This is a genomic window from Ignavibacteriota bacterium, assembly GCA_016713565.1.
In the GTDB taxonomy this organism is placed as follows: domain Bacteria; phylum Bacteroidota; class Ignavibacteria; order Ignavibacteriales; family Melioribacteraceae.
Window position 1 is genome coordinate 176,837 of sequence record JADJOX010000001.1, and the last position, 24,693, is coordinate 201,529.

20 protein-coding genes are annotated in these 24,693 nt (G+C 31.2%); 5 read left to right on the top strand and 15 right to left on the bottom strand.

Going from position 1 to position 24,693, the window contains the following annotated elements:
* The first annotated feature begins 30 nt into the window (after positions 1 to 30).
* The 3 genes from IPK06_00825 to IPK06_00835 all read left to right on the top strand — a co-directional run bounded on the left by IPK06_00825 (position 31) and on the right by IPK06_00835 (position 8,082).
* On the top strand, positions 31 to 3,090 hold the full coding sequence (locus tag IPK06_00825; GenBank protein MBK7978560.1) for a VCBS repeat-containing protein: 3,060 nt from the start codon (positions 31 to 33) through the stop codon (positions 3,088 to 3,090).
* 73 nt (positions 3,091 to 3,163) lie between these two features.
* Positions 3,164 to 5,449 (top strand): T9SS type A sorting domain-containing protein, encoded by a 2,286-nt coding sequence (locus IPK06_00830; GenBank protein MBK7978561.1) that lies wholly within the window; start codon positions 3,164 to 3,166, stop codon positions 5,447 to 5,449.
* Positions 5,450 to 5,538: 89 nt separating this feature from the next.
* The gene (locus tag IPK06_00835) at positions 5,539 to 8,082 is read left to right on the top strand and encodes a CRTAC1 family protein (GenBank protein MBK7978562.1); all 2,544 of its coding nucleotides are present in this window, start codon (positions 5,539 to 5,541) and stop codon (positions 8,080 to 8,082) included.
* A gap of 76 nt (positions 8,083 to 8,158) precedes the next feature.
* Here the strand turns inward: IPK06_00835 and IPK06_00840 are convergent, their stop codons facing one another.
* The 4 genes from IPK06_00840 to IPK06_00855 all read right to left on the bottom strand — a co-directional run bounded on the left by IPK06_00840 (position 8,159) and on the right by IPK06_00855 (position 13,226).
* Complete coding sequence (locus IPK06_00840) at positions 8,159 to 10,882, bottom strand: T9SS type A sorting domain-containing protein (GenBank protein MBK7978563.1); 2,724 nt, start codon at positions 10,880 to 10,882, stop codon at positions 8,159 to 8,161.
* Between the two features lie 305 nt (positions 10,883 to 11,187).
* Entirely contained in the window at positions 11,188 to 11,982 is a 795-nt protein-coding gene (locus IPK06_00845) for a LysE family transporter (GenBank protein MBK7978564.1), read from the bottom strand.
* Between the two features lie 128 nt (positions 11,983 to 12,110).
* Positions 12,111 to 12,611: a histidine phosphatase family protein gene (locus IPK06_00850; GenBank protein MBK7978565.1), complete on the bottom strand. Its 501-nt coding sequence runs from the start codon at positions 12,609 to 12,611 to the stop codon at positions 12,111 to 12,113.
* Between the two features lie 15 nt (positions 12,612 to 12,626).
* Positions 12,627 to 13,226 carry an HD domain-containing protein gene (locus IPK06_00855; protein ID MBK7978566.1) on the bottom strand — a complete coding sequence of 200 codons (600 nt, stop codon included), beginning with the start codon at positions 13,224 to 13,226 and terminating at the stop codon, positions 12,627 to 12,629.
* Between the two features lie 128 nt (positions 13,227 to 13,354).
* On the opposite strand from IPK06_00855, the gene IPK06_00860 reads away from it, so the two are divergent.
* Both IPK06_00860 and IPK06_00865 read left to right on the top strand, forming a co-directional pair.
* The gene (locus IPK06_00860; GenBank protein MBK7978567.1) at positions 13,355 to 13,924 is read left to right on the top strand and encodes a hypothetical protein; all 570 of its coding nucleotides are present in this window, start codon (positions 13,355 to 13,357) and stop codon (positions 13,922 to 13,924) included.
* Positions 13,921 to 15,843: a hypothetical protein gene (locus IPK06_00865; GenBank protein ID MBK7978568.1), complete on the top strand. Its 1,923-nt coding sequence runs from the start codon at positions 13,921 to 13,923 to the stop codon at positions 15,841 to 15,843. Before IPK06_00860 ends, IPK06_00865 begins: the two co-directional genes overlap by 4 nt.
* Positions 15,844 to 15,858: 15 nt before the next feature.
* Here IPK06_00865 and IPK06_00870 read toward each other — a convergent pair whose 3' ends face one another.
* From IPK06_00870 to IPK06_00920, 11 genes are all read right to left on the bottom strand, one after another.
* A complete protein-coding gene (locus tag IPK06_00870) occupies positions 15,859 to 16,455 on the bottom strand; it encodes an SCO family protein (GenBank protein ID MBK7978569.1) in 597 nt (198 codons plus the stop codon).
* Positions 16,456 to 16,458: 3 nt separating this feature from the next.
* Positions 16,459 to 17,196, bottom strand: a complete 738-nt coding sequence (locus tag IPK06_00875) for a sulfite exporter TauE/SafE family protein (protein MBK7978570.1) — start codon at positions 17,194 to 17,196, stop codon at positions 16,459 to 16,461.
* Between the two features lie 76 nt (positions 17,197 to 17,272).
* Entirely contained in the window at positions 17,273 to 18,238 is a 966-nt protein-coding gene (locus IPK06_00880; protein MBK7978571.1) for a hypothetical protein, read from the bottom strand.
* Positions 18,235 to 18,903: an ABC transporter ATP-binding protein gene (locus IPK06_00885; GenBank protein ID MBK7978572.1), complete on the bottom strand. Its 669-nt coding sequence runs from the start codon at positions 18,901 to 18,903 to the stop codon at positions 18,235 to 18,237. The genes IPK06_00880 and IPK06_00885 overlap by 4 nt, the downstream gene beginning before the upstream one ends.
* Complete coding sequence (locus IPK06_00890; GenBank protein MBK7978573.1) at positions 18,900 to 20,012, bottom strand: FtsX-like permease family protein; 1,113 nt, start codon at positions 20,010 to 20,012, stop codon at positions 18,900 to 18,902. Before IPK06_00890 ends, IPK06_00885 begins: the two co-directional genes overlap by 4 nt.
* A 62-nt stretch (positions 20,013 to 20,074) precedes the next feature.
* Positions 20,075 to 20,386 (bottom strand): hypothetical protein, encoded by a 312-nt coding sequence (locus IPK06_00895; protein MBK7978574.1) that lies wholly within the window; start codon positions 20,384 to 20,386, stop codon positions 20,075 to 20,077.
* A complete protein-coding gene (locus IPK06_00900) occupies positions 20,379 to 21,497 on the bottom strand; it encodes a nitrous oxide reductase accessory protein NosL (GenBank protein MBK7978575.1) in 1,119 nt (372 codons plus the stop codon). Before IPK06_00900 ends, IPK06_00895 begins: the two co-directional genes overlap by 8 nt.
* A 109-nt stretch (positions 21,498 to 21,606) precedes the next feature.
* A complete protein-coding gene (locus IPK06_00905) occupies positions 21,607 to 22,050 on the bottom strand; it encodes a FixH family protein (protein MBK7978576.1) in 444 nt (147 codons plus the stop codon).
* A 23-nt stretch (positions 22,051 to 22,073) separates the two neighbouring features.
* The gene (gene ccoG / locus IPK06_00910; protein MBK7978577.1) at positions 22,074 to 23,546 is read right to left on the bottom strand and encodes a cytochrome c oxidase accessory protein CcoG; all 1,473 of its coding nucleotides are present in this window, start codon (positions 23,544 to 23,546) and stop codon (positions 22,074 to 22,076) included.
* Positions 23,547 to 23,675: 129 nt separating this feature from the next.
* Positions 23,676 to 24,491, bottom strand: a complete 816-nt coding sequence (locus IPK06_00915) for a c-type cytochrome (protein MBK7978578.1) — start codon at positions 24,489 to 24,491, stop codon at positions 23,676 to 23,678.
* Entirely contained in the window at positions 24,478 to 24,684 is a 207-nt protein-coding gene (locus IPK06_00920; protein MBK7978579.1) for a cbb3-type cytochrome c oxidase subunit 3, read from the bottom strand. Before IPK06_00920 ends, IPK06_00915 begins: the two co-directional genes overlap by 14 nt.
* Positions 24,685 to 24,693: the final 9 nt, after the last annotated feature.

Sequence of the window (24,693 nt, forward strand, 5' to 3'; positions counted from 1 at the left end):
TATATTATTTAAATATTTGAAAGGAAAATTATGAAAAAAGCACAAATAAAAGAGTTGCTTCTGATGATATTAGTGAGCCTAAGCAGTTATGCGCAAAACAGAGTAACAGACGGATTACAGGTACTTTATAAGTTTAATGAAGGGAGCGGCAGTACAATAACAGATGTATCCGGAGTAGGTAGCCCTTTTAACTTGAAGATAAGCTCAATAGCCAATGTAGCGTGGGGAAGCAATTATCTACAGACAATAGGTGAAGCAAAAATAAAATCATTAACAACAGCGACCAAAATAATAAATGCGTGCAAGAGCAGTAATGAACTAACGTTTGAGATATGGTTTATACCAACAGATACTGTTCAGCATAATGTAGTAGCAAGAATGATGACAATGACAAATACGGATTATCACGCAGCAAATATTAAATTATGGCAGAAAACAAATGATTTCGGATTTCACTGCAGAGATTCATCAACGAGCGACGCAAATGGAATAGAATGGAAGTTTTATAATTATCCGGTAAAGCTGAGACATTTTATCTTTACAAGAAGTTCAGATGGACAAGAAAGATTGTATATGGATAATAAGCTATTATCACCGGAGAAGTATAATCAAGAAGACCCGGTTCCGGGAGATTTTTCGACATGGGATAATAGTTTTTATTTGTATTTGAGCGGGGATGCGATAAATGGATTTTATTGGTTAGGGAAGTACTATAAAATAGCGGTATACAGTAAATCATTAAGCGCAGAAGAAGTAGCCCAGAATTATAATGCGGGGTTGATAGAATATGGAGTAGCACCAATAACAGATATAACATCAACGAATTTGTTAGGAGATCATGCAAATAATGGAGAATACGGCGGGCATGGGATATATTGGGGAGACAGTGATGGAGACGGAGATCCGGACTTATATATAACAATGAACGCGACAACACCAATGGCAGATCAGTTTTTTGAGAATAACGGAGGAGTGTTTACAGAGAAAGCGGCAGAGAAGGGAATAGATAATGCGATAGAGAACGCGACAACGAAAGGAAGTCATGGGTGGGTATGGGCAGATTTGGATAATGATGGAGATTTTGACGGATGGAACGGATCATACAGTAGAAATATACCCTATAGGAATAAGAATAATCAGCCGGGATATTTTGAAGATATGTTTGCGACAAGCGGAATAGAGGATATAGCATTAGGCACAAGAGGAGTGACAGCGTTTGATTTTGATAATGACGGAGATTTGGATTTATTTGGGAATAATTTCACGGCAAGAACTCAGAACCAGCCAAATGAGTTTTATATGAACAACGGTAATTTCACATTTACGCGTATAAATAACGGATTGACCGGCCCGGTAGGAGATCAAGGTGTTTGTGATGGAGATATAGACAATGACGGTGATATGGATTTAGCTTTGGCAGTATTTGAAAGCAATACGGATGGAAGAAATGTAGTGATAATGGAGAATGTGAATGGACAGTTTGTGAAATTACAGAATACGGGATTGAATTTGGTTATTTCTGCAGATGGGCTAGGCAGTGTGGATGGAGTAACATTTTGGGATATGAATAATGACGGATGGTTAGATGTAGTGAGCGGGAAAAAAATATTCTTAAATGATCATGATAAAACATTTACAGAAGTTGCGAATGTACCGAGCGGATTTAGATTTATGCGAGGAATTGCGGATCTGGATAATGATGGAGATTGGGATTTAATAGATCCATTAGCTGGTAAAGTACATTTGAACAATGGCAATTTAACATTTACGACAACATCATATACAACGGGATTTGCGTCATCGGATCCGAATGTTACTGATTTAAGATGTGTATCATTTGCGGATATAGATTTAGATGGAGATGTAGATTTTGCGGTAGGAGTAAAGAATTTATATAATAGATTGTATAGGAATGAATACAGCGGCAACAACAAATATTTGAAGATACAATTAAAGAGCGCAGACGGACAGATCGGAGCGTTTGGAACAAAGGTATATTTGTATTCGGTAACGGGAGATACGTTATTAAGTTATAGACAAGCCCATGGCAGTCAAGGTTATTTATCTCAAGACGAGCCGGTATTGCATTTTGGATGCGGCAATAGAGATCAAGTTAAAGTAAAAGTTGTGTTCTTAAATAATAATCATTCTACTTTTGAATTTATTTCAAATACTAATAGAAATGTTAGTATTACTGATTTTTATCCTGACTTGGTTGCTCCATCTAAACCGACGAATTTTATTTTAAATGGATTTTTAGACAAAGTTGAATTAAGCTGGAATAAAAATCTTGAAGGCGATGTTGAGAAGTATAATATTTATAGGTCAACTACGGCCAATTTCGATCCGGATACAATGGCAACATTTACATATGCAGTTTTAGATACTGTTTTCACTGATACTAATGTTGTTTACGGAAATAATTATTATTATAGTATTGCTGCCGTTGATACCGCCGGAAATAAAAGTGATTACAGTGAAATTCTTGCGGTTTCAATTGCCGACACTATTGCACCTGAAGCGCCAACAGGTCTTAAAATTGTTTTGACCGACGAAAGTACGGCAAGTTTAAGTTGGAATAAAAATTTGGAAGGTGATGTAGAAAAATATCAAATTTATCGTTCAATGGTATCAAATTTTGATCCTGACACAATGGATACATTTACATACAGTACGACCGATACATTTTATGTTGATGTAAATGTGGATATTGATAAACATTATTATTACAAAATATCTGCAGTTGATATTCATGAAAACAATAGTGAATTTAGCAGTGAAGTTAATTTACTAATTACTGATATAGTAAATAATAATGTTTTACCTACTAAATTTGAGTTATCACAAAATTATCCCAATCCGTTTAATCCTGTAACCAAAATTAGTTATCAAATTCCACAATCAACAAAATTGAAAATTGTAGTTTATGATATGCTTGGTAATGAAGTTAAGATTCTTGAAAATGGTTATAAAGAAGCTGGCTATTATAATTTGGAATTTGATGGAAGTAAATATTCAAGCGGTATCTATTTTTATAAAATGATTGCCGGTTCATTTGTTGAAACGAAGAAATTTGTATTAATTAAATAAAAATTCATAAATGGTCTATTAAGTTTTTTAATAGACCATTTAATTTTTAAGACAAGTCAATTTATGAGGATATATGAAAATAAAACTAAATATTTTCGGATATTTATTAGTTTTTGCATTATTCAGTGGAAATGTTTTTTCTCAAGTAATTAATGATCCATTACAAGGTTCAACCGTTGGCACCAAATATGGCGGTTCATTTAATTCTGAAGGATATCAGCCGGGTATTGGAAATAATCATATTCTTTATGATATAAATCCCAATACAATAGTTAATGGATATATTGAATTTGAAGTAAAAGGATTTAACCCAGCCTCTTTACCGGTTGATGAAGATCATGCATTTGCAATATTATATGATGGTCGAGGTATTAGTGAACCCGTTGCGTATTTTAATGACTTTAAGTATAATTATTTTAGATGGAATTTCCATTGGAGACAAAATAAAAATGCATTCAAATGTGTTGTAACATGTGCGGCACCGACAGCAGAAAGAATTAACTCAACGTATGCAGTATATCCGGGCGGTGGTGATTTAAGAGATTGGTTTTCTGAACCGACTGGTACCGGAATAACTTGGAATACAAGTACCTGGTATAAAATGAAAATTGAATGGAATAATAAAACATTTACTGCATCAGTTAATGGAACAGTTGTTTGGACAACTTCTGGACCATATGATTATGTCCCTCAAGATTTAAGAATTTGGTTGGGAAGCGGACCTGATAAATATAATGCAGATGTAAATGTAACTTATAGAAACTTTAAACTTGTTGACTTAGGTGGGGGTAGTACTAATTATTTGAACATTTCACCAACTTCTAAATCTGTTTCCTCAAGTGCAGGATCTGCATCATTTAATGTTACCTCAAATGTTTCATGGAATATTAGTGATAATGCAACTTGGATAACGCTGGCACCCTCTTCCGGTTCAAATAATGCGTCTGTCACAGCAACATATCAACAAAATACAAGTACATCTAGTAGAACCGCTACATTGACATTAACTGGAGGCGGATTTACAAGAACTGCAACTGTAACTCAAAGCGGTTCAACTGCTACCGATTATTTAACTGTTTCAAAGGACACTTTAGAAACAATATCTTTAGTTGATACTTTAAGTTTTCAGATAACATCAAATATTAGTTGGACTATAAGTGAGAGTTTAGATTGGATTTCTGTAACTCCAGTATCCGGGACAAATAATGCAACAGTTCTTGTTGATTTTTTAGAAAATCAAAGCTTTTCAAAACGAAGCGGATTTATTACCGTTTCAGGTGGAGGAATTACAAAAAACATTTTTGTGGTTCAAAATGGTATCTATCCGTACATAAATGTTGACCCAGATACTCACAATGTTGATTATTCTGGTGGGCAAGTTGTTTCAGAAATTACATCAAATGTAAATTGGGTTGTTGATAAAAATGTTGATTGGGTAACTTTATCGACATCAGATAGTAGCGGAAATGTTTCTTTATTAATTACCTGTTCAAAAAATAATAATAAAGAAGCAAGAGAAACTTCAATTGCTGTTCATAATGACTCAATTTCCAAGTCAATTACTATAAAACAGGGTTCTAGTAATTTTTACCTTAGCGCATTTCCAAGTTCATGGAATGTCTCGAGGAATTCTGGTTCAGTTAATTTTAGTGTTGAATCAAACGTAAACTGGTCTATAATTAACCAAAGTGATTGGATAAAAACTTCAGTAATTGATAGTTCAGGAAATGCAGTAGTTTCCGCACAATACACCAGAAATACAGATACCACTTCAAGAGTAGCCGATTTAATAATTACTAATGATGAATTGTCAGATACTGTAAAAATTATTCAAGCGGCAGCACCTCCTGTAACAATTGATGTTCAGATAAATCCAGCTAATTCTGGTACAGTTAATGGTGCTGGTACATTTGGACAAGGCTCAAGTATTAAGTTGGAAGCTATTTCTTCTGAAGGCTGGAAATTTGATAATTGGACAGAAAATTCGACGATTTTATCGGTTGATACACTTTATTCTCTTGTTCTCAATGCTTCCAAGGTTATTGTTGCAAATTTTAGTATCAATACAGCTATTAGAGAATCAAATATAATTCCAACTGAATTTGTTTTATCACAAAATTATCCAAACCCTTTTAATCCCTCAACAAATATTCAATTTGGCTTACCTAAACGATCTAATGTAATTATTAAAATTCATAACGTTTTAGGAAAAGAAGTTTCACTTTTGCTGAATGAAACTCTTGAGGAAGGATTGTATAGAATTTCTTTTAATGCATCAAATTTACCAAGTGGGATGTATTTTTACACTATTGATGCTGATAATTTTAAAGCAACGAAAAAAATGTTATTAATTAAATAATATTTTCCACACAAGTCTTTAAAGCAATATATATTGGGTAATGATACAAATATATATTGCTTTTTTTTTGCAACAAAAAAAATATTTTTATGAAAAAAGCACAAATAAAAGAGTTGCTTCTGATGATATTAGTGAGCCTAAGCAGTTATGCGCAAAACAGAGTAACAGACGGATTACAGGTACTTTATAAGTTTAATGAAGGAAGCGGCAGTACAATAACAGATGTATCCGGAGTAGGTAGCCCTTTTAACTTGAAGATAAGCTCAACAGCCAATGTAACGTGGGGAAGCAATTATTTACAGACAAAAGGCGAAGCTAAAATAAAATCATTGGCAGCAGCAACAAAGATAATAAATGCGTGCAAGAGCAGTAATGAACTAACGTTTGAGATATGGTTTATACCAACAGATACTGTTCAGCATAATGTAGTAGCAAGAATGATGACAATGACAAATACGGATTATCACGCAGCAAATATTAAATTATGGCAGAAAACAAATGATTTCGGATTTCACTGCAGAGATTCATCAACGAGCGACGCAAATGGAATAGAATGGAAGTTTTATAATTATCCGGTAAAGCTGAGACATTTTATCTTTACAAGAAGTTCAGATGGACAAGAAAGATTGTATATGGATAATAAGCTATTATCACCGGAGAAGTATAATCAAGAAGACCCGGTTCCGGGAGATTTTTCGACATGGGATAATAGTTTTTATTTGTATTTGAGCGGGGATGCGATAAATGGATTTTATTGGTTAGGGAAGTACTATAAAATAGCGGTATACAGTAAATCATTAAGCGCAGAAGAAGTAGCCCAGAATTATAATGCGGGATTGATAGAATATGGAGTAGCACCAATCTCGGATATAACGGGTACAAATTTACAAGGAGATCATGCAAATAATGGAGAATACGGCGGGCATGGGATATATTGGGGAGACAGTGATGGAGACGGAGACCCGGACTTATATATAACAATGAATGCTACAAGTCCAATGGCGGATCAGTTTTTTGAGAACAACGGAGGAGTTTTAACCGAGAAAGCGGCAGAGAAGGGAATAGATAATGCGATAGAGAACGCGACAACGAAAGGAAGTCACGGGTGGGTATGGGCAGATTTGGATAATGATGGAGATTTTGACGGATGGAACGGATCATACAGTAGAAATATACCCTATAGGAATAAGAATAATCAGCCGGGATATTTTGAAGATATGTTTGCGACAAGCGGAATAGAGGATATAGCATTAGGCACAAGAGGAGTGACAGCGTTTGATTTTGATAATGACGGAGATTTGGATTTATTTGGGAATAATTTCACGGCAAGAACTCAGAACCAGCCAAATGAGTTTTATATGAACAACGGTAATTTCACATTCACGCGTATAAATAACGGATTGACCGGCCCGGTAGGAGATCAAGGTGTTTGTGATGGAGATATAGACAATGACGGTGATATGGATTTAGCTTTGGCAGTATTTGAAAGCAATACGGATGGAAGAAATGTAGTGATAATGGAGAATGTGAATGGACAGTTTGTGAAATTACAGAATACGGGATTGAATTTGGTTATTTCTGCAGATGGGCTAGGCAGTGTGGATGGAGTAACATTTTGGGATATGAATAATGACGGATGGTTAGATGTAGTGAGCGGGAAAAAAATATTCTTAAATGATCATGATAAAACATTTACAGAAGTTGCGAATGTACCGAGCGGATTTAGATTTATGCGAGGAATTGCGGATCTGGATAATGATGGAGATTGGGATTTAATAGATCCATTAGCTGGTAAAGTACATTTGAACAATGGCAATTTAACATTTACGACAACATCATATACAACGGGATTTGCGTCATCGGATCCGAATGTTACTGATTTAAGATGTGTATCATTTGCGGATATAGATTTAGATGGAGATGTAGATTTTGCGGTAGGAGTAAAGAATTTATATAATAGATTGTATAGGAATGAATACAGCGGCAACAACAAATATTTGAAGATACAATTAAAGAGCGCAGACGGACAGATCGGAGCGTTTGGAACAAAGGTATATTTGTATTCGGTAACGGGAGATACGTTATTAAGTTATAGACAAGCCCATGGCAGTCAAGGTTATTTATCTCAAGACGAGCCGGTATTGCATTTTGGATGCGGTAATAGAGATCAAGTTAAAGTAAAAGTTGTGTTCTTAAATAATAATCATTCTACTTTTGAATTTATTTCAAATACTAATAGAATAATTCAAATTCCTATTTCATTAAAAGTAAAAGTGTTTTTAGAAGGAGTTTATAACAATAATAAATTGGACATTAATTTAGAATCTCAATTACCTCTAACACAACCTTTTAATAATTCAATTTTTAACTATAACGGTAGTGAAGCAATTACAAGAGAATTTATTCTTAGTAATAAAATTGTTGACTGGGTACTAGTAGAATTAAGAAATATTAATAATTATAATATAGTAGTTAAAAAAAGGGCAGCATTGATAAATGAAAATGGTTTATTAATTGATTTTAATAGTAACGGATCTATTAGTTTTGATGGTGTAGCACCTAATAAATATTATTTAGTAGTTAAGCATAGGAACCATTTATCCATTATGAGTAAAATAATTGACCTAAACTAAAATTTACAGATATAAACTTATTTAAAATAAAAAAGCCTGCAATTCGCAGGCTTTTTTTATGCAATAAAATAAAATCTTACTCAAGAAGCATCATTTTACTAGTTTTAATAAAATTACCTGATCTTAAAGTATAGAAATAAATTCCAGAGGATAACTCTGAGGCATTAAATAATAAACTATAGGTCCCCTCAGATTTATATTCAGAAACTAATGTTTTAACAACTTGTCCTAATGAATTATAAACAGTCAATTCAGTATTTCCAGCTTTTGGCAACGAAAATTGAATAGTTGTTGTAGGATTAAACGGATTAGGATAATTTCCTAATGAATATTCTGTTGGAATTTCAACTATTTCAACATTCTCAGCATTCATTTCATTTACATCACTATTATTTGCTTTAGATAAAGCACCATTAGCCGATTGAGTAATTTTAATTGTTTTAATAGTATCATTGTTAATATTTCTGAAGATTAGCGAACCAGTTCTTGATTGCCCAGTTAAATTTTCTTGATAGATAAGAGTAACTTTACCATCTCCGATTCCTGTTTTTGGTTTTTTACTTAGCCATCCAGGAGTTCCAGTATTATCAGAAACAATCCAATTTATATTTGATTTAACATCAATTATAATGTTTCCACTTTTAGCTGATAAATTTAAAGTCTCAGGTACTGTTAAATAATCTCCACTTACATTTGAACCACCTGTATTACCTTGAATAACACGAATAATTTTTGTTAAACCACCACCGACAAAAATTAATGAACCTTCACGAGAAGAACCTGTAGAATTTGCTTGATAAGTTACAATAACTTGACCATTACCGGTACCGGTTTTTGGTGTTTTGCTTAACCATCCCGGAGTTCCAGTATTGTCGGAAACTTTCCAACTTACATTAGATTGAACGTTAACAGTAATTTGACCATATGAATTTGGAAGGTTAAGAATTTCCGGTACAGTGATAAAGTTACCTCCACCATTAGTAGAAGTTCCGGCTTGAGTTACAGAAACAGTTCGAGTAATACCTCCCCCAACCGTTGTAATTGTAGCTGTTCTGGAACTAGTAGATGTATTTTGGTCAAATGAAACATTAAGAGAACTGTTATTACTTCCTGAAGTTGGTGAAACATTTAACCAGCTAGCGTTATCACTCACTGCCCAACTAACATTTGAGGCAATTGAAAAATTTGTCGTACCGGAACTTGAGCCAACACTTTGTGAAGCTGGTGTTACTGCAAGTGTATTTGAATTTCCTGAACCTCCTTGAATAACACGAATAACTTTTGTTAAACCGCCACCGACAAAAATTAATGAACCTTCACGAGAAGAACCTGTAGAATTTGCTTGATAAGTTACAATAACTTGACCATTACCGGTACCGGTTTTTGGCGTTTTGCTTAACCATCCCGGAGTTCCTGTATTGTCGGATACTTTCCAACTTACATTAGATTGAACATTAACAGTTACTTGACCATATGAATTTGGAAGGTTAAGAATTTCCGGTACAGTGATAAAGTTACCTCCACCATTAGTAGAAGTTCCGGCTTGAGTTACAGAAACAGTTCGAGTAATACCTCCCCCAACTGTTGTAATTGTAGCTGTTCTAGAACTAGTAGAAGTATTTTGATCGAATGTAACATTAAGAGAACTGTTATTGCTTCCTGAAGTTGGTGAAACATTTAACCAGCTAGCGTTATCACTAACTGCCCAACTAACGTTTGAGGCAATTGAAAAATTTGTCGTACCGGAACTTGAGCCAACACTTTGTGAAGCTGGTGTTACTGCAAGTGTATTTGTAGTGCTGGATGTTCCTGCTTGAGTAATTGTTGCAGTTCTTGTTATACCACCACCAGTTACTGTTACTGTTGCGGTTCTTGAACTTGAACTTGAATTTACACCAAAGTTTGCAGTAAGTGTATTATTATTACTTCCGGAAGTTGGTGTAACACTTAACCAGCTTGCATTTGAAGAAGCACTCCAACTTACATTTGAAGAAACCGTTAGATTTGTACTACCAGCTGTAGATCCGACATTCTGTGATGAAGGACTTAGTGATAAACTATTGGTTGGAGTTACAGTTCCGCCATAACTAACAACTTTAAAATTTCTAAACACTTGATCGCTTACATCACTATTATATTTATCAGGACCGCTGCCAAGCCATATTCTTAAATCTTTTGGGGCATAATCATTTGGACCGCTTGTACTCCAAACAACGGTTCCATTAACTGATGCTGAGAATCTTTTATTATTCCATTCTATTTTCATTTTATACCAAGTAGATGCATTCCAACTCCAACCACTTCCAGTTGGTTCGGAAAACCAATCTCTTTGATCACCTCCACCTGGGAATACAGCATATGTTGAATTAAGTCTAGCAGTAGTTGGATTAGCGCATGTAATTACCGCTTTGAAAGCACTTTTATTTCCTCTCCAATGAAAATTCCATCTGAAGTAATTATACTTAAAGTCATTAAAATATTTTACAGGCTCAGAAATTCCTCGTCCATCATATAAAATAACAAAAGCATGATCTTCGTCCGACGGCATATTTGAAGGATGAAAACCTTTAACTTCAAATTCAACATACCCATTGGTTATTTGTGGTAATTTATATAAAATGTGATTTTCTCCTTTACCAGGCTTGTAACCTTCAGATGAAAAAGAGCCACCTACTTTTTCTCCGACTGTTGACCCATTTAATGGATCATTAACAACAGTTGTCTGTCCAAATAATTGTAAAGAAAAAATAAATGTAATTAAGGCAAAGATTATTGGTGCTAATTTTGGTTGATGAATCATAACATCCCCATTTTTATTTATGAAAAAAAAATTAAAACATTTTTAAAATCAGGCTTAAAATTTCATTATCTGAAGAGAATTAAGGTTAAAAGTCCCAATTTCGGTATTTGACTATAATATTTATATTATAACCAAAAATTTAAAAGGAATTTTAGTATTACTTATAAATTTATTTCGTGTTTTATATCACAATTGTTAAATAATTGTATCAAAATTTGAATATAAATAAATTATATACAACAAAAAGAAGATTATTTTTACCAAAATCCAAAAACTTGGAATCAATTATAAAAAAATAATTCATTTTATAAAAGGGAAAAACCTTGGTAAATTAAATAGAACGAAATTCCCAACAAAAAGAAACCAAGTAGCATAATAAATTTATTAAGCCAAGTAATACTTATTTTTTCTTTATATTTTATCAAAAACTTTGAAAGGAGGAAAAACCATAAATAACTGCCAACGCCAACCATTAAAGCGTATGTAAAACTTAAAACTAACGTCGGTAAAGATTTTCTTTTAATAATTGCGGTATTTCCGTTCGGCAAAAAATCATAATTTTCTAAACTTTCTATTTTTTCGCCTGTTATTTCTTCAATAGAAATTACATTATCATATAATAAAATATCCAAACCACCTGTATTTAATCCAATTGAAGATGCAAAGGATAAAAGTAGAAAAGAAGAAGTGAACCAACCTAAAAACAATGAAGGATTTGTTAAATTTATAAGTAAACCGGTTCTAAATCCTCCGCTGTTATCTAATTTTTCATTTTCAGCTGTTTTGTTTAAACTGTCAATTTGCAGCTTCGTTCTTATAATTTTTATTGCTACATAAATTAAAAAAGTGGAACCGACAATTAGAATTACTGGGATTGCTTCCTGATATAAATTGTAAATGGATGTTAATCCGAAAACAGCAATAAATACATATATCATCTCAATAATTGCGCCGCCCAAAGCTAATCTTAAACAGTATCTGATATTGCCCTTTAACGCATTTGAGGTAATTAAAATACTTATTGGTCCAGCAATTGGAACCGAAAAAAAGAATCCGGCAAATAAACCAAGACAAACAATTACTATTAAACTTTCGGTCATTATTTTAAATTAGCTGATATATTATAATTTCAATTTAGTAAATGAAAATGTTTTTACAAAAGTAAAATGTTAAAATAATATTGGGATAATGTAAAGTTCAGATCTTACACAAACTGGAAAATTTCAAATTAATTATTTAAATACTTTTTGGGGTATTCGAATAAAATCAATTTGCCGGTGTTTCCTTCTATTTCCTTCCACGAATTCAAATTAAAGTCTATATGTACAAATCCGCTCGTCGGCAGATTTTCAATATGTTTATCAGATAAGTAATTAGATAGCAAAGTAAATGTGGGATTATGTCCGAACAGCATTATTGAGTCAATGTCATCATTTATTGAATAGATAATTCTCATTATATCGGAAACGACCGCGTGATATATTCTTTCGTCTTGAATTATTTTTTTTGGATCAAAATGTAGAAATTCGCTGATAATTTCTGCCGTTGTTATTGCGCGTTTTGCCGGACTTGAAATAACGATTTGAGGAGTTTTTATTAATTTTGAAATAACACTTCCCATAAACGGTGCATTTTTCAAGCCTCTGTCATTTAAAGGTCTATCAAAATCTGGAATATGCCCATTTTCCCAGCTTGATTTTGCGTGTCGCATTAAGTAAAGTGATTTCAAAATATTAACCCGTAATTATTTTTTTGAAAATGTTTTATAGCTTTCGTAAAGTATTTCAAGATTTGTTTTTTTTATCGGTTCATAAAACTTATTTGCGTAATCTGTAAAAAATTTCGAGTCATTTACAAAATCGATGTTTTTCTTTAACCACTCATCGTCAGTATATCTTTTGTCCTTTCTAATTTCAATTTCCATTCTAAGCAAATTACTTTTCTCAAAGAAAAGTTCGGAGCCAACATGACTGATATCTGCATCGCAAATAATTTGTTCTAAAAAATTCATGGGTGTGTGAGGGAGTGCCGTAACTTTAATACATTTTATAATTACATCTATTTCTGAGTCTGGAACTTTACGGGACCTAAAATATTCCAATGCAAAATTCGCACTTAATTCTTCATGATCTTCCCAGATTTTTAGATGACCAATATCATGAAACCACGCTGCGGCAATTACCAAATTTGAATCGGATTGAGATAGATGAGAATACAGTGAAATTTGTCTTACGGCATTTACAACATCAACGACATGATTTATATTGTGATAAACAATTTCCTTTTGGCAATTATTATCATAATAATTTTTAATATAATTTTCTATTTCAAAAAGGTTGATCAAAATGTAAACTGTATAAATTTATATTATTGTTTTTTATTTTTTTGTTAGTGAAAATTTATGTGAATGTAACAAAAATACTAAATAAAATTTTATTTATTCTAAATCATTATTGTTAACTATTTTTAAAAATGAAAATGAATCTATATTGTAAAATAATTTTTCTGCAGATAATTTTAATATTTATTTATAATGGTATATCATTTTCTCAAGAGATTGTTTGGGAAAATATTTCATTTGGACCAAGCGTTTCTTACCTAATGTTTACTGAAGATTTAGGAAGTAATTGGGAAAATTCGCCTGCAATAGGCGGAGTAATTAATTATAAAATTCATAGTAATGTTTCAGTTATAGCAGAAGGATTAATCTCAAAATTTAACCCGAAGAAAGCAAATCTTCCGGAAATAGTTTATCTAGGATTAATTGGCGGAATAAAATACTCTTCTGATTTAGCAAAAAATGTTTCAATTCTATTTTCCGGCGGTATTCAAAGCAATTCGTTTGAATTTGAAGAACAAGGTGAACACCAACTTGAAGATAATTCCAGTGAATCTGAATTTGGTGTATTTATCGGAACCGGAATCGGTTCGACTTTTATTAACGAAATTCCATTGGAAATTAACTTAAGGTATCAGTCAATTTTTACCAAACCGACCGCAATTAAAATAATTTCAATTAGTCTTTCGGTCTTTATTTTATGAAAGCGTTTTTCAAATATATATTCTTATTCATTTTATATTTAATTTGTACGAATAATGTCTTAGCACAAAATAATGAAGTCAGTAAAAAATACTATCTTGACGAATTTTCTCTAAGAAATTCAAATTATTTTAATTCCGGTATTAACTACAATAATTATGGAGCAAACAGATTTTCCGCAAATCCTTCATTTTCGGTTTTGGATAACTGGAGTTCGCTTAATACTAAAATAATCTTAAACGATCTTCCAATAAATATTTCTCTGCTTGGTTACAGTTCGTTGGATTTTTTACCTATCGATATTTTAACAAATGAAATAATTGCACAAAATTTTTCTGAAGTTAATTCAATTAAAATTACAAGTCGAAAGATATCCGACAGTTTGGAAATTAAATTTAGAAGTTTTTTGGGCGGTGAAACCGGCGATCCGTTGATTTATATTTTTACACGACCCGATATTGCTCATGTTAATAAAAATAAAATAGTGCCATCTGCGGTTTTTAGTCTGTCTAATTCTTTTGATAAAATTCAATATAGAATTTCAGCGGGATATTTCGGATATTTTTCTACAGGTTCAATTAATGATCAAATCATGTTTAATAAAAGTAAATACTATTTTGGAAAACAAAACAAGCAGTTTTTAGCCGGGACCGAGTTAAATTATCAAATAAGTGAAACAAAGAACATCGAATTTAAATTTAATTTTATTAGTTATTATGGATGGGACATTCCACCATTTATAAATACCTTTTTACATTTTGAAAATTACTTTCACAGAGCGCAAATTTCGTTTAATAATTTAATAGAAAATTTTTCTTTCAAAATTAAAAAAGACGGGCAGATTGTATATTTCAATAATACTGAAACGGAAAAGGAAATAGGTGTATTAGAAAATGATTTTTCAATATTTGCTGATTGGAGAAAGAGTTATGATAAAAATTTATTATTTGTAAATACGGAAATTAATAATATTTCAACGGAAAATGTTAAAACTAATTCAAATAATATTTTTAAATACTATTTAAATAAGGAAATAAATAAAATTAATTTGAATGCGGGAATCGGTTATAAATATTTTATTAATGATAAAATAAATTCCTTACTGCGGATTGGTTTTAATAAACATTATATAAAATCATCTTTAAACTATAGTTTTAATTTTAATTATAAGTTTAACGAAAATAATGAAATAAATTTATTTCACTCTTCATTTGTAAATTATCCAAACGAAATTGAGCTCTACGGAAATTATATTAGAGAATTTACAAACTCCGAAAACCAATTAAATATGATTTCTCAAATTAAATCAAACGATAATTTGGATTATGAAAGAAGGATGAATTTTGGAATAACTTATTTAAGCAGATTTACCGATAATGTCAATTTTGAAATAGTTCCAATTTACGAAATTGTCAAAAATCCAATTGAAATGAAAAGCACAGCAAACTTTAGAGATTATTTCACAAATGAATTTGTAACAAACGGTTTTTACTTAAACGGCGAAAACAAAAGCGCATTTAGTGTCTATAATAGTTTAAATTTTAACTTATCAGAGAATATTAATTTTACTTGCGAATATAAATTTACCGAAAATTCCGGAGCCGGTTATTTTCCAAGACATAAATCAAAGTTAGAAATTAATTATAACTTACCTATTCTTGGATTTTTTGAGCTGAATTGGATTTATCAATCAAAGACAAGATGGAAAAATTTTGACCTTTCAAATAATGATTTAGGAATAATTGATAATTTCTCTACAATTAATTTTTATTACCGTTTAGAACTATATAAGTTTTACTTTATTGAAAATCTTCATTTTATAATCGGTTTGGAAAATTTATTGGATGAAGAAGTTAAGTTTATGCCGAACGGAAATGTGCTGAACAGATTGATAAAATTTTCACTAAGTGCGGAACTCTAATAAATTATTTATTTGTTATAAACCGGATAAAGTTTTTATATCTTGAATAATCTCATCGATACTTATTTTACTTCCATTATAATTTTTTCTTAAAATTCCATTTTGATCGATCAATTGAATTCTATCCGTATGAACATAATAATATTTTTTCATTCCGTTTTCATAAACCGTTGAATCCGATTTTATAATTACCATTCCAACATCTTTCATCAATGAATCAATAGTTTCTTTTGAACTCGTTAAAAAATTCCAATTCTCTAAATTTAAATCTCTAACTTTTGCAAACCTATTTAAGACGGAGGGTTTGTCTTCTTCCGGATCAAAACTTATTGAGACGAATTCCACATTTTTAATTTCTTGTTTAATCAAATTTTCTTGAATTAAACGCATGTTATTTGTGGTTAAGGGACAAACATCAACGCAATTTGTAAAAATGTAACCGATTACTGCTATTTTACCTTTAATTATTTTTGGAAACCGAACTTGAACGCTGTCTTGATTCAATAAAGAATAATTGTTCTTTGTAAAATCTTCCAATTCTTCTAAATCAGCTTTGCAGCCGGAAAATATTGAGGCAAATAGAATTGCAATTAAATATATAAATCTTTTCATAAATTATTTTTTTAGTGGTTGATGATTTTCAGGGTCGCAGTATTCGGCATTCTGCAATGAATCATTAGATAGTTTTGGACTAATATATTTTATATTTAAGTTCAACCCTCTTAATATAAAAATGATTGCAAGAACAACGGCAAAAACCGGAATTAATTTATTCATTTTGCGTTTAACATTTATACTTATAAATTTTCCAACTAAAGCTGTTCCTAACATTATCGGAGTTGTTCCCAATCCAAAAAGAGCCATAAAAATTGCACCGGATAAAGCATTTCCTGTTGTTATGGCGCCTGCTAAAGCAACATAAACAAATCCGCATGGTAAAAAGCCGTTAAGAATTCCAAAAATGAAAAGTTCAAAAGGCGAACCGGATTTTGTAAGTTTCTTAAAAGAATTTTTTACAAAGTTGCTCGGCAATTGATACAAAAATGTTGATGATAATTTTCCTTTAAATCTACTTGGCAATAAATAATAAAGCAGAATTGAAATACCAATCGCAATTGTAGCAAATCTTTGGAAACCGACAAATGTAATTCCTCTGCCGAAAAATCCAAACACCGCTCCGAAAAATGAATATGTAAATATTCTTCCTAAATTGTATAAAATTCTGCTAAGTATTAACATTGAGTTAGAAGAATTACCGGTCGGTAGAGCCAAAACAATTGGTCCGCACATTCCAACACAATGAAAGCTGCCTAAAAAGCCAATAAGAAAACCGCCTAAAACTTCTGGTCCCATAAATCATTTATTTTATTCATATTAAAATTAACCTGATTCTGCGTTAATTGGAAATGTAAAAAAATATTTACTTTGCCTAAAGCCAAACGCCGTTTATCAAATAATATTTAATTGGAAAAAATGAGACTAAACAAACATATATTGTATTAAAAATAATTGATGTTTTAAATGTGTTCAACTTTATGTCCCAAAAATATTTTAATGCAAAATTTGCAGAACCGAAAAATGTGCCGAGAAATAAAAAAATGAATATAAAATAACCAATAAAATTATAATCCTTTTGTAATATGCAGAAAGGGCAGTGATGAGTAGGCAATTCGTAAATGTAAGTCCCAAAAAAACTAGTAAGCGTTATTAACGAAAAAATTAAAAAAATAAAATTCACTACTCCTATAATTTTGAAATTATTTTTAAAAGTGAAAAATAACAGCACGATATACAAAGAATAAAATAAAGGCACAGATATAAAATTCGGGATTATAATAATTTGACCAATCAATGAACTTGTTCCTTCATTAAAAACTGTACTACAGCAGCTTACAATTTCTTCGGGATTTATATCAAAGAAATACAATAATTGAAGTATCAATTCTGCAGAAAAGAATAAGTAAATGAGCAAAAAATATTTAAACTTACTTTTGGTATAAGGAAAATTTTCATACTCCAAATCTTTATTATTTATTAAAATCCAATATCCGAATAAATAAATGTTGAAAAGTTTTGTTATTAATAAATAAATTCCAAAACCTGAAGCAGTTGTAACACCGACTGCGCACATTGCTCCCGGTATAACTGCAGATAATTTATCTATAGTATAAATAAAAAATACTATTAAAATAATTTTTAGATATAAAGAGAATTTGATTATATAAGACGCAAGATAGGTTTGCTTTTCCAAATTATATTGAATAGAAGTCGTTTCGCTTAAATTAAAATTCTTATAAATTCTATATGAAATTAAGGCAGCGATTGAATTAAAGATTAAAAGCAAAAAATCAATAACAAATAAAACAATAACTTCAGGCGTTAATAAAATGCTCATCTTATTTCGCCTAAATGGATATCAATTATGTTATCAAGAAATTCCAAACTGTTAAATAACGGATCATGACTTGCCAGCAGAATCGTAATTCCATTTGATTTTAACTTTTTAATTATTTCTATAAAATCATTTGAAAGTTTTTCATCTAAATTTGCCGTAGGTTCATCTGTTAAAATTATTTTTGGATTGTTGATAAGAGCTCTTGCAATAGCTACTCGCTGTTGTTCTCCGTTGGAAAGTTTTTTAATCAAAATATTTTTTTTATTATTTAGTGAAAAATCCGACAATAATTTATCAACTTTACTTTCAATTTCGGATCTGCTCAGTTTACCCGGAATTAAAGGAATTATAATATTATCGTAAACACTAAGGTCAGAGATCAAGTTAAATTTTTGAAAAATAAATCCTATTTTTTCTCTTCGCAATAAAGAAGAAAACTTATCAGGCAGTTTGGCGATTGATTTTCCATCTACAATAACTTCACCATCGGTTGGTTTTATCAATCCGCCTACAATTGATAGAATCGTACTTTTTCCACTTCCGCTTGCGCCTCTTAAAAGAATAAATTCATTTTCATTAACGTTAAAGTTGATTTTCTTTAATGCATGAATTTCGTCTTTTTCTCCTTGGTTAAAAATTTTATTTATATTGATAAATTGGATCAACGCATAACCTCATCTGCATCTATAATTGAAGCCCGCCAAGAAGGGATAATTGTGGCAATTAAATAAACCGGAACGGTTAATATGAAAACTAAAAAAAGAGAATTGAAATCTATTGCCGGAAGAAGCCGAAACTCAGGTTTTAATTTACTAACCCCAATAAATATGCTGCTTAAAATTGGCGCGTTTAGATTAAACACATAAAACAAGGCCAAACCTGTGCCTAAAAAAAACGAAAGGAACGAAATAAAAAATCCTTCAAGAAATTTTATTTGTAAAATATTTTCCGTCTGCCAGCCAACTGCTTTAAGAATTCCAATTTCCCTCTTATCTTCTTTGCTCAAACCGCTTGCTTTATCATAAATTAAAATGAAGAACGAAACAAAAGTTGATAAAAACAGCGCTAAAAATATACCGCTTTTATAATCGAAAATATTTTGGTAAGATGATTTAATATCATTTCGACTCACTATTCTTGAATCGGGAAACATGTTCTGCAGTTTCTGTTTCACAATTTCAATTTCATTCGGATTTGGAACTTGCACAATTATATCAGTCGCAAAATAATCAGATGTACCAAATATTTCTCTAACGTAATTCTGCGGCATTAAAATTACATCATTGGTTTCCAAGTTTGATTCACTTACGAATGTCCCCAATATTTTTGCTTCTAATTTTCCGCCTTCTACTTTATCAAAAACAAAATAATTTTTGAAGAAATTTTTTTCTAATATTTCAATAACTCCATTTCCTGCAATTATGAAAGGTTGCGAGGCGGTGTCAATTTTTTCAGAATAAAAATCAATAACGTCGTTAAAATTATTTTTATAATTATCTATATCAAAATCAATGCCGATAAGAGTAAAATTGACATTCTCATTTTTAAAATAATAATATCCCCAAATTCTTTCCTGTACGTTTGAAACTCCCGAAATTCCGGAAATTTTATATATTCTGTCCGTTGGAATTAAAGTTTGCCTTCCGCCGCTCATTCTTTGAACAATTAATTCTGGTAAATCAGAGACAGAAAATTCTAATTCCTTTTTAATCGAATTTGAAATTGTAAAGATAGAAACGAGTAAAAATATCAGTAACGAAAAAACAAATATCACTATAATTTTTTTTATGAAATTGCGCTGCAGGGATTTTAAAGTAAATTCGATTAGTTTAATATTCATCGTTTATTCTTTGATTCCAATTTTTTTTGCAAATGAATATTATAGACAAATGATGATGGATAATATTCCAATAAAGTTCCGTCTTCCGGAAAAATTGAAAAAATGCTTGTAATAGAACGATGCCGAATCCATATTGTTTCCGTGCACAACGCTAAATCGGGTAGTTTGGTTAAAGCCACAGATTTTCTTTTTGTATCAATTAGTCTTGAATTTCTATTGGAATAAAATCCATAATAAATAATTTCAAAAATTGTTAAAACAATTATGAAAATAAATATAAATAAAAATCTGTATGCCGATTTATTCATCTAATTTTAAAACGATTTCTTTAGTTATATCATTAAAATTCTTAATCAAATTTCCGCCATGATCTTTAATAAATTCGTTAGCGCTTTTTTCATCTGAAAACGGTATAAGCTCATTGCCCATTGGACCAATTATTTTGCTGTTGATTACATAAGAAGCATTTTTCCCGTCAATTATTTTTTGCGAATAATAATCTGTCACTTCAATTTTTTTAAAATTCGATTTATCTTCCGTTGAATATTTGTCGGGTTCGAAATAAAACTTCATTAAATCCTTAACTCCATCAAAATAAATATTTTTATCCGGTGTTTCAATAGAAGCCGCCCATTTAGGATATTTGTAGACGAACATTCCGCAAACCGGACATTTTTCATCTTGAGGTATTTCAAAAATTTGGATTTGACTTTTGCCGTTTTTCTCTTTTGATTTTACATCCCATAAATAAAGCGCAATTGAATGAAGCTTTTGTTCGTCGATATTTCCGCAAACATTATTATTTTTAATAAAAGCTTTAAGTTCGGCTACATTTGAAAAATTTTTGACATCAACATTTTTATCGCAAAGTTCAGAAAATAACTTTTCACCTTTTGGATAAACTTTCAACTCTTTTCTCTTCATCAGCATATTTATTTCTTCTGGCAGCTGCTTTTCAACCATTTCGGAAACAGTTTTGAAATCCATAATATTTTTGCCGTTGAATTTTTGACTGAATTCTTCCGCGTCTTTTTTTGTTGAAAATGCGATTTTACTTACATTCGACATGGTTCCCGGAACGCTACTTCCAACTATATAAAATGCGTCCTTTGCATTAATCATTTTTTCGGATTTTGAATCAACAACAAAAATATTTTTTATTTCATCCTTATGATTCGGTTTGTCTGCACATAAGCAATGCAGTGAACAGTATTGTTTAAATTCACCGTTTTTAAGTTCAACGGCATGATTTGTTTTGTAAAACATTTTTAAGTTCATACCGCAGACCGAACACCAATCTTTTGCTTCTCCTTTTTGCAAAATTACCGCATTTTGAGATTCAGCGTTTTTTACAAAATCATTTTTCTGAGCGAAATTTAAAATTGATATAAAAAATAATAATGATAAATATTTGAGCATATATTTCTCACTTTAATGGTTATAATATTGTAAAACTAATAAAAGTTATGATTAAAAATTTTCAACAAATTTAATTCAGCAGGAAGAAATAAAAATATTACAAAATGTATTATTGAACCATTATAATATCGTCATTAAGGTAAGAAATAGAATCGGCTGTCCAATCAACTTTTACTTTCCACATTCCGGAAAGCATATTGGCAGTGTTAATGGTTTGTAAATAATTGGAATCAGGTCGGATTGTAATAGATAAATCTTTATTTCTTTCCGAAGGTCTGTACAATAAAATATTTCCGTTAATATTTTCACTTTTAGATATTTTAGGAAATTGAAGCTGAATATTGTTTTCAATTACGGAAATTTTTAGTTTGTCAACGAGAGCGCTGGTTCTTTTAACTTTTTCCATTGTTTCATTATACTTTACTTCAGCTTCATAATAATCGTCTCTTACAAGATTTACATCTTGATTAAATGCAATGTAAATGAACATTACGGATATTAGCATAAATACAATAATTGAAACGGTAATTCCAACGCCCCAGCTAACTTTCATTTGAAATCCTCAATATCATTGAACTATTCTTTTGAAGAACTTTCTTTATGTTCATTCTCATGTTTTTCTTTTTCATTCATATTAAATTTTTTACCGGCAACTTTACCTAAAAATGAAGTTTTAATTACGTCAATAACTTTTCCTTCGGCTTTTACATCAATTTCTATAGGTGTACTAAGCATTTTGATCTTATCTTTTGGAATAATTACAAAAACTTTTCCTTCCGAAATTCCTTGAGGTTCGGTATTTAAATCACCTGCAACTAATTTAACTTCACCTTCCATATTTCGCAATTCCAAAGTGGCGGGTATAGTATTAAAGGTTTTATTAATTATTTTAACATCGTATAAATTACTAAGTTTATCTCCGGGCTGTTCTTGGGCCATTAAACCGGCAGTTCTTACTATGGATAGTTCAAAATCGGACCTGGTGGAAAGCAGAAATCCAATCAAAGAAAACAGTATAAATAATACTACCGTATAACCAATTGCTTTAGGAGTGAAAATTTTTCTCGTTCCGGTTTCTATTTCATTTTTAGACGCATAACGGATCAATCCGGCAGGACGTTTAACTTTTAACATAACATCATTACAAGCATCAATACAAGCTGTGCAGTTTATGCATTCTAACTGAGTACCGTTCCTAATATCAATGCCGGTTGGACAAACATCAACACAAAGATGGCAATCGACACAATCTCCCAAATTTTGTTCTTCGTTTTTTTTGATTTTACCTCTTGGTTCACCTCTTTTATAGTCATAATGAATAACTATGGAATTTGGATCAAGCATTACGCCTTGCAGTCTTCCATAAGGACAAATCATAGTACAAACCTGTTCTCTGAAATATGCGCCCATAAAATAAGTTGCGCCTGTAAAGAGCATCATTGCAACAAATCTTCCGAATACATCTGAAATAGGTTTACTAACTAATTCAACTAATGAATCAATACCAATAACCCATGCTAACAAAGCATTCGCAATTAGAAAAGCCAGTAGAAAAAAAATGATCTGCTTAAATGTTTTCTTAAATATTTTTTCACCGTTCCATGGCTGATTATTCAATGCTTTTTGTTTATTTGCATCGCCTTCAATTAGATACTCGACTTTTCGAAAAACCATTTCCATAAAAATTGTCTGTGGGCAAATCCATCCGCAGAAAATCCTTCCGTAAACAACTGTAAATAAAAAGATTGAAATTATGAATCCTATAATTGTAAGGGCAAATAGGTGAAAGTCATGCGGACCGAATGAGATGCCAAATAATATAAATTTTCTTCCTAAAATATCCAACAACATAAGCGGATGTCCGTTAACTTTTATAAGAGGAACAAAAAATAAAACGACTAAAAGCAATATCGCAACAATGACTCTATATTTGTGAAAATTGCCAGAAGGTTTTTTTGGATAGATCCAAATTCTTTTTCCTTCTTCAGTTACGGTTGCTAAATGATCTCTAAACTCTTCTTGGTCAGGTGTTTGGGTTGAAGTATTCATCGGTTCACGTTTTTTTATACTATAAAATAATATTTTGCAAATAAAACTTAAGACATTTTTTGAAAATAAAAAACCCTAATAATAATATTTATACTATTAGGGTTAGATTGAAAATCAGATATATTGCGCTCAATATGTATAAAGCGTTCCTTGCGGCTCCTTCTGGTTTGGAGGATTTGATCCTCTTAAGGATAAAATGTAGCTTGCAACTTCTTGCATTTGATTTGGATCGAGTTGCGCCTGCCAGCTGATCATACCTTTAGCAGGAACACCATATTTTATTGTTTTAAATAGATCGTTTATTTTGTTACCATGCAGCCAATAATCGTCGGTAAAATTTGGTCCAACTAAACCTTCACCGTTTTGACCATGACAAGCAGCGCAATTTTTAATAAATGTTTGTTTGCCATTTGCCAAAGCGGCGGCATCTGTAGCAACGGTAACATTATCTTCGTTTAAGAGTTTTCCAGACTTGTTTAGTATTTCTCTTTCCATTGCCGCAACTTGAACTTCATTTGTATATTCATCTTCTTGAACATTTCCGGAACCGAGAATATGGTAATCAACCAAATAGATGGTTCCCCAAATTAATGTTCCATAGAAAATTGCCATAAACCACGGCGGAATCTTATTGTTTAATTCTTTAATACCGTCAAAATCATGGTCTAAAAGAAGTTTTTGTTCATCTGTAATATTTGGTCTTTGGCTCAGCATATGCATAAATTTTTTAAAGCCCGATTCCTGCACCACATCACCTTTTTCCGAATAAACTAAGATCAACCACATAATTACCGCAACTAAGAATGCCGTAACTGCTACCATTATTTTTATAATTGATCCGAGCTCACTTTCTGTATTGGCTTCGGTTTGCGCAATAACAGGTGAGCTAATAATGAACAACAAAAACAGTACAGCCAGCGTTTTTAATTTTTTAATCAATTTCATTTTTGTTCTCTTTATTATTTGAAAAATTGTCATTATCTAAAGGAATGTTTTCTAATTTTGATATATAATCTTTATCTCTAGTATAAATCCAGATTAATGCCCCAACAAAAACTGCAAAGAAAAGTATCAATGTCAAAACCGGATAAATTCCTACATTTTCAATTGAGCTCAAGTAATTAGAAAATTTCATTATTTTCACCTA

Coding starts and splice junctions, on each gene's coding strand:
- IPK06_00825 (MBK7978560.1), top strand. CDS start 31: ATGAAAAAAGCACAAATAAAAGAGTTGCTTCTGATGATATTAGTGAGC.
- IPK06_00830 (MBK7978561.1), top strand. CDS start 3,164: ATGAAAATAAAACTAAATATTTTCGGATATTTATTAGTTTTTGCATTA.
- IPK06_00835 (MBK7978562.1), top strand. CDS start 5,539: ATGAAAAAAGCACAAATAAAAGAGTTGCTTCTGATGATATTAGTGAGC.
- IPK06_00840 (MBK7978563.1), bottom strand. CDS start 10,882: ATGATTCATCAACCAAAATTAGCACCAATAATCTTTGCCTTAATTACA.
- IPK06_00845 (MBK7978564.1), bottom strand. CDS start 11,982: ATGACCGAAAGTTTAATAGTAATTGTTTGTCTTGGTTTATTTGCCGGA.
- IPK06_00860 (MBK7978567.1), top strand. CDS start 13,355: ATGAAAATGAATCTATATTGTAAAATAATTTTTCTGCAGATAATTTTA.
- IPK06_00865 (MBK7978568.1), top strand. CDS start 13,921: ATGAAAGCGTTTTTCAAATATATATTCTTATTCATTTTATATTTAATT.
- IPK06_00870 (MBK7978569.1), bottom strand. CDS start 16,455: ATGAAAAGATTTATATATTTAATTGCAATTCTATTTGCCTCAATATTT.
- IPK06_00875 (MBK7978570.1), bottom strand. CDS start 17,196: ATGGGACCAGAAGTTTTAGGCGGTTTTCTTATTGGCTTTTTAGGCAGC.
- IPK06_00880 (MBK7978571.1), bottom strand. CDS start 18,238: ATGAGCATTTTATTAACGCCTGAAGTTATTGTTTTATTTGTTATTGAT.
- IPK06_00895 (MBK7978574.1), bottom strand. CDS start 20,386: ATGAATAAATCGGCATACAGATTTTTATTTATATTTATTTTCATAATT.
- IPK06_00900 (MBK7978575.1), bottom strand. CDS start 21,497: ATGCTCAAATATTTATCATTATTATTTTTTATATCAATTTTAAATTTC.
- IPK06_00905 (MBK7978576.1), bottom strand. CDS start 22,050: ATGAAAGTTAGCTGGGGCGTTGGAATTACCGTTTCAATTATTGTATTT.
- ccoG (MBK7978577.1), bottom strand. CDS start 23,546: ATGAATACTTCAACCCAAACACCTGACCAAGAAGAGTTTAGAGATCAT.
- IPK06_00915 (MBK7978578.1), bottom strand. CDS start 24,491: ATGAAATTGATTAAAAAATTAAAAACGCTGGCTGTACTGTTTTTGTTG.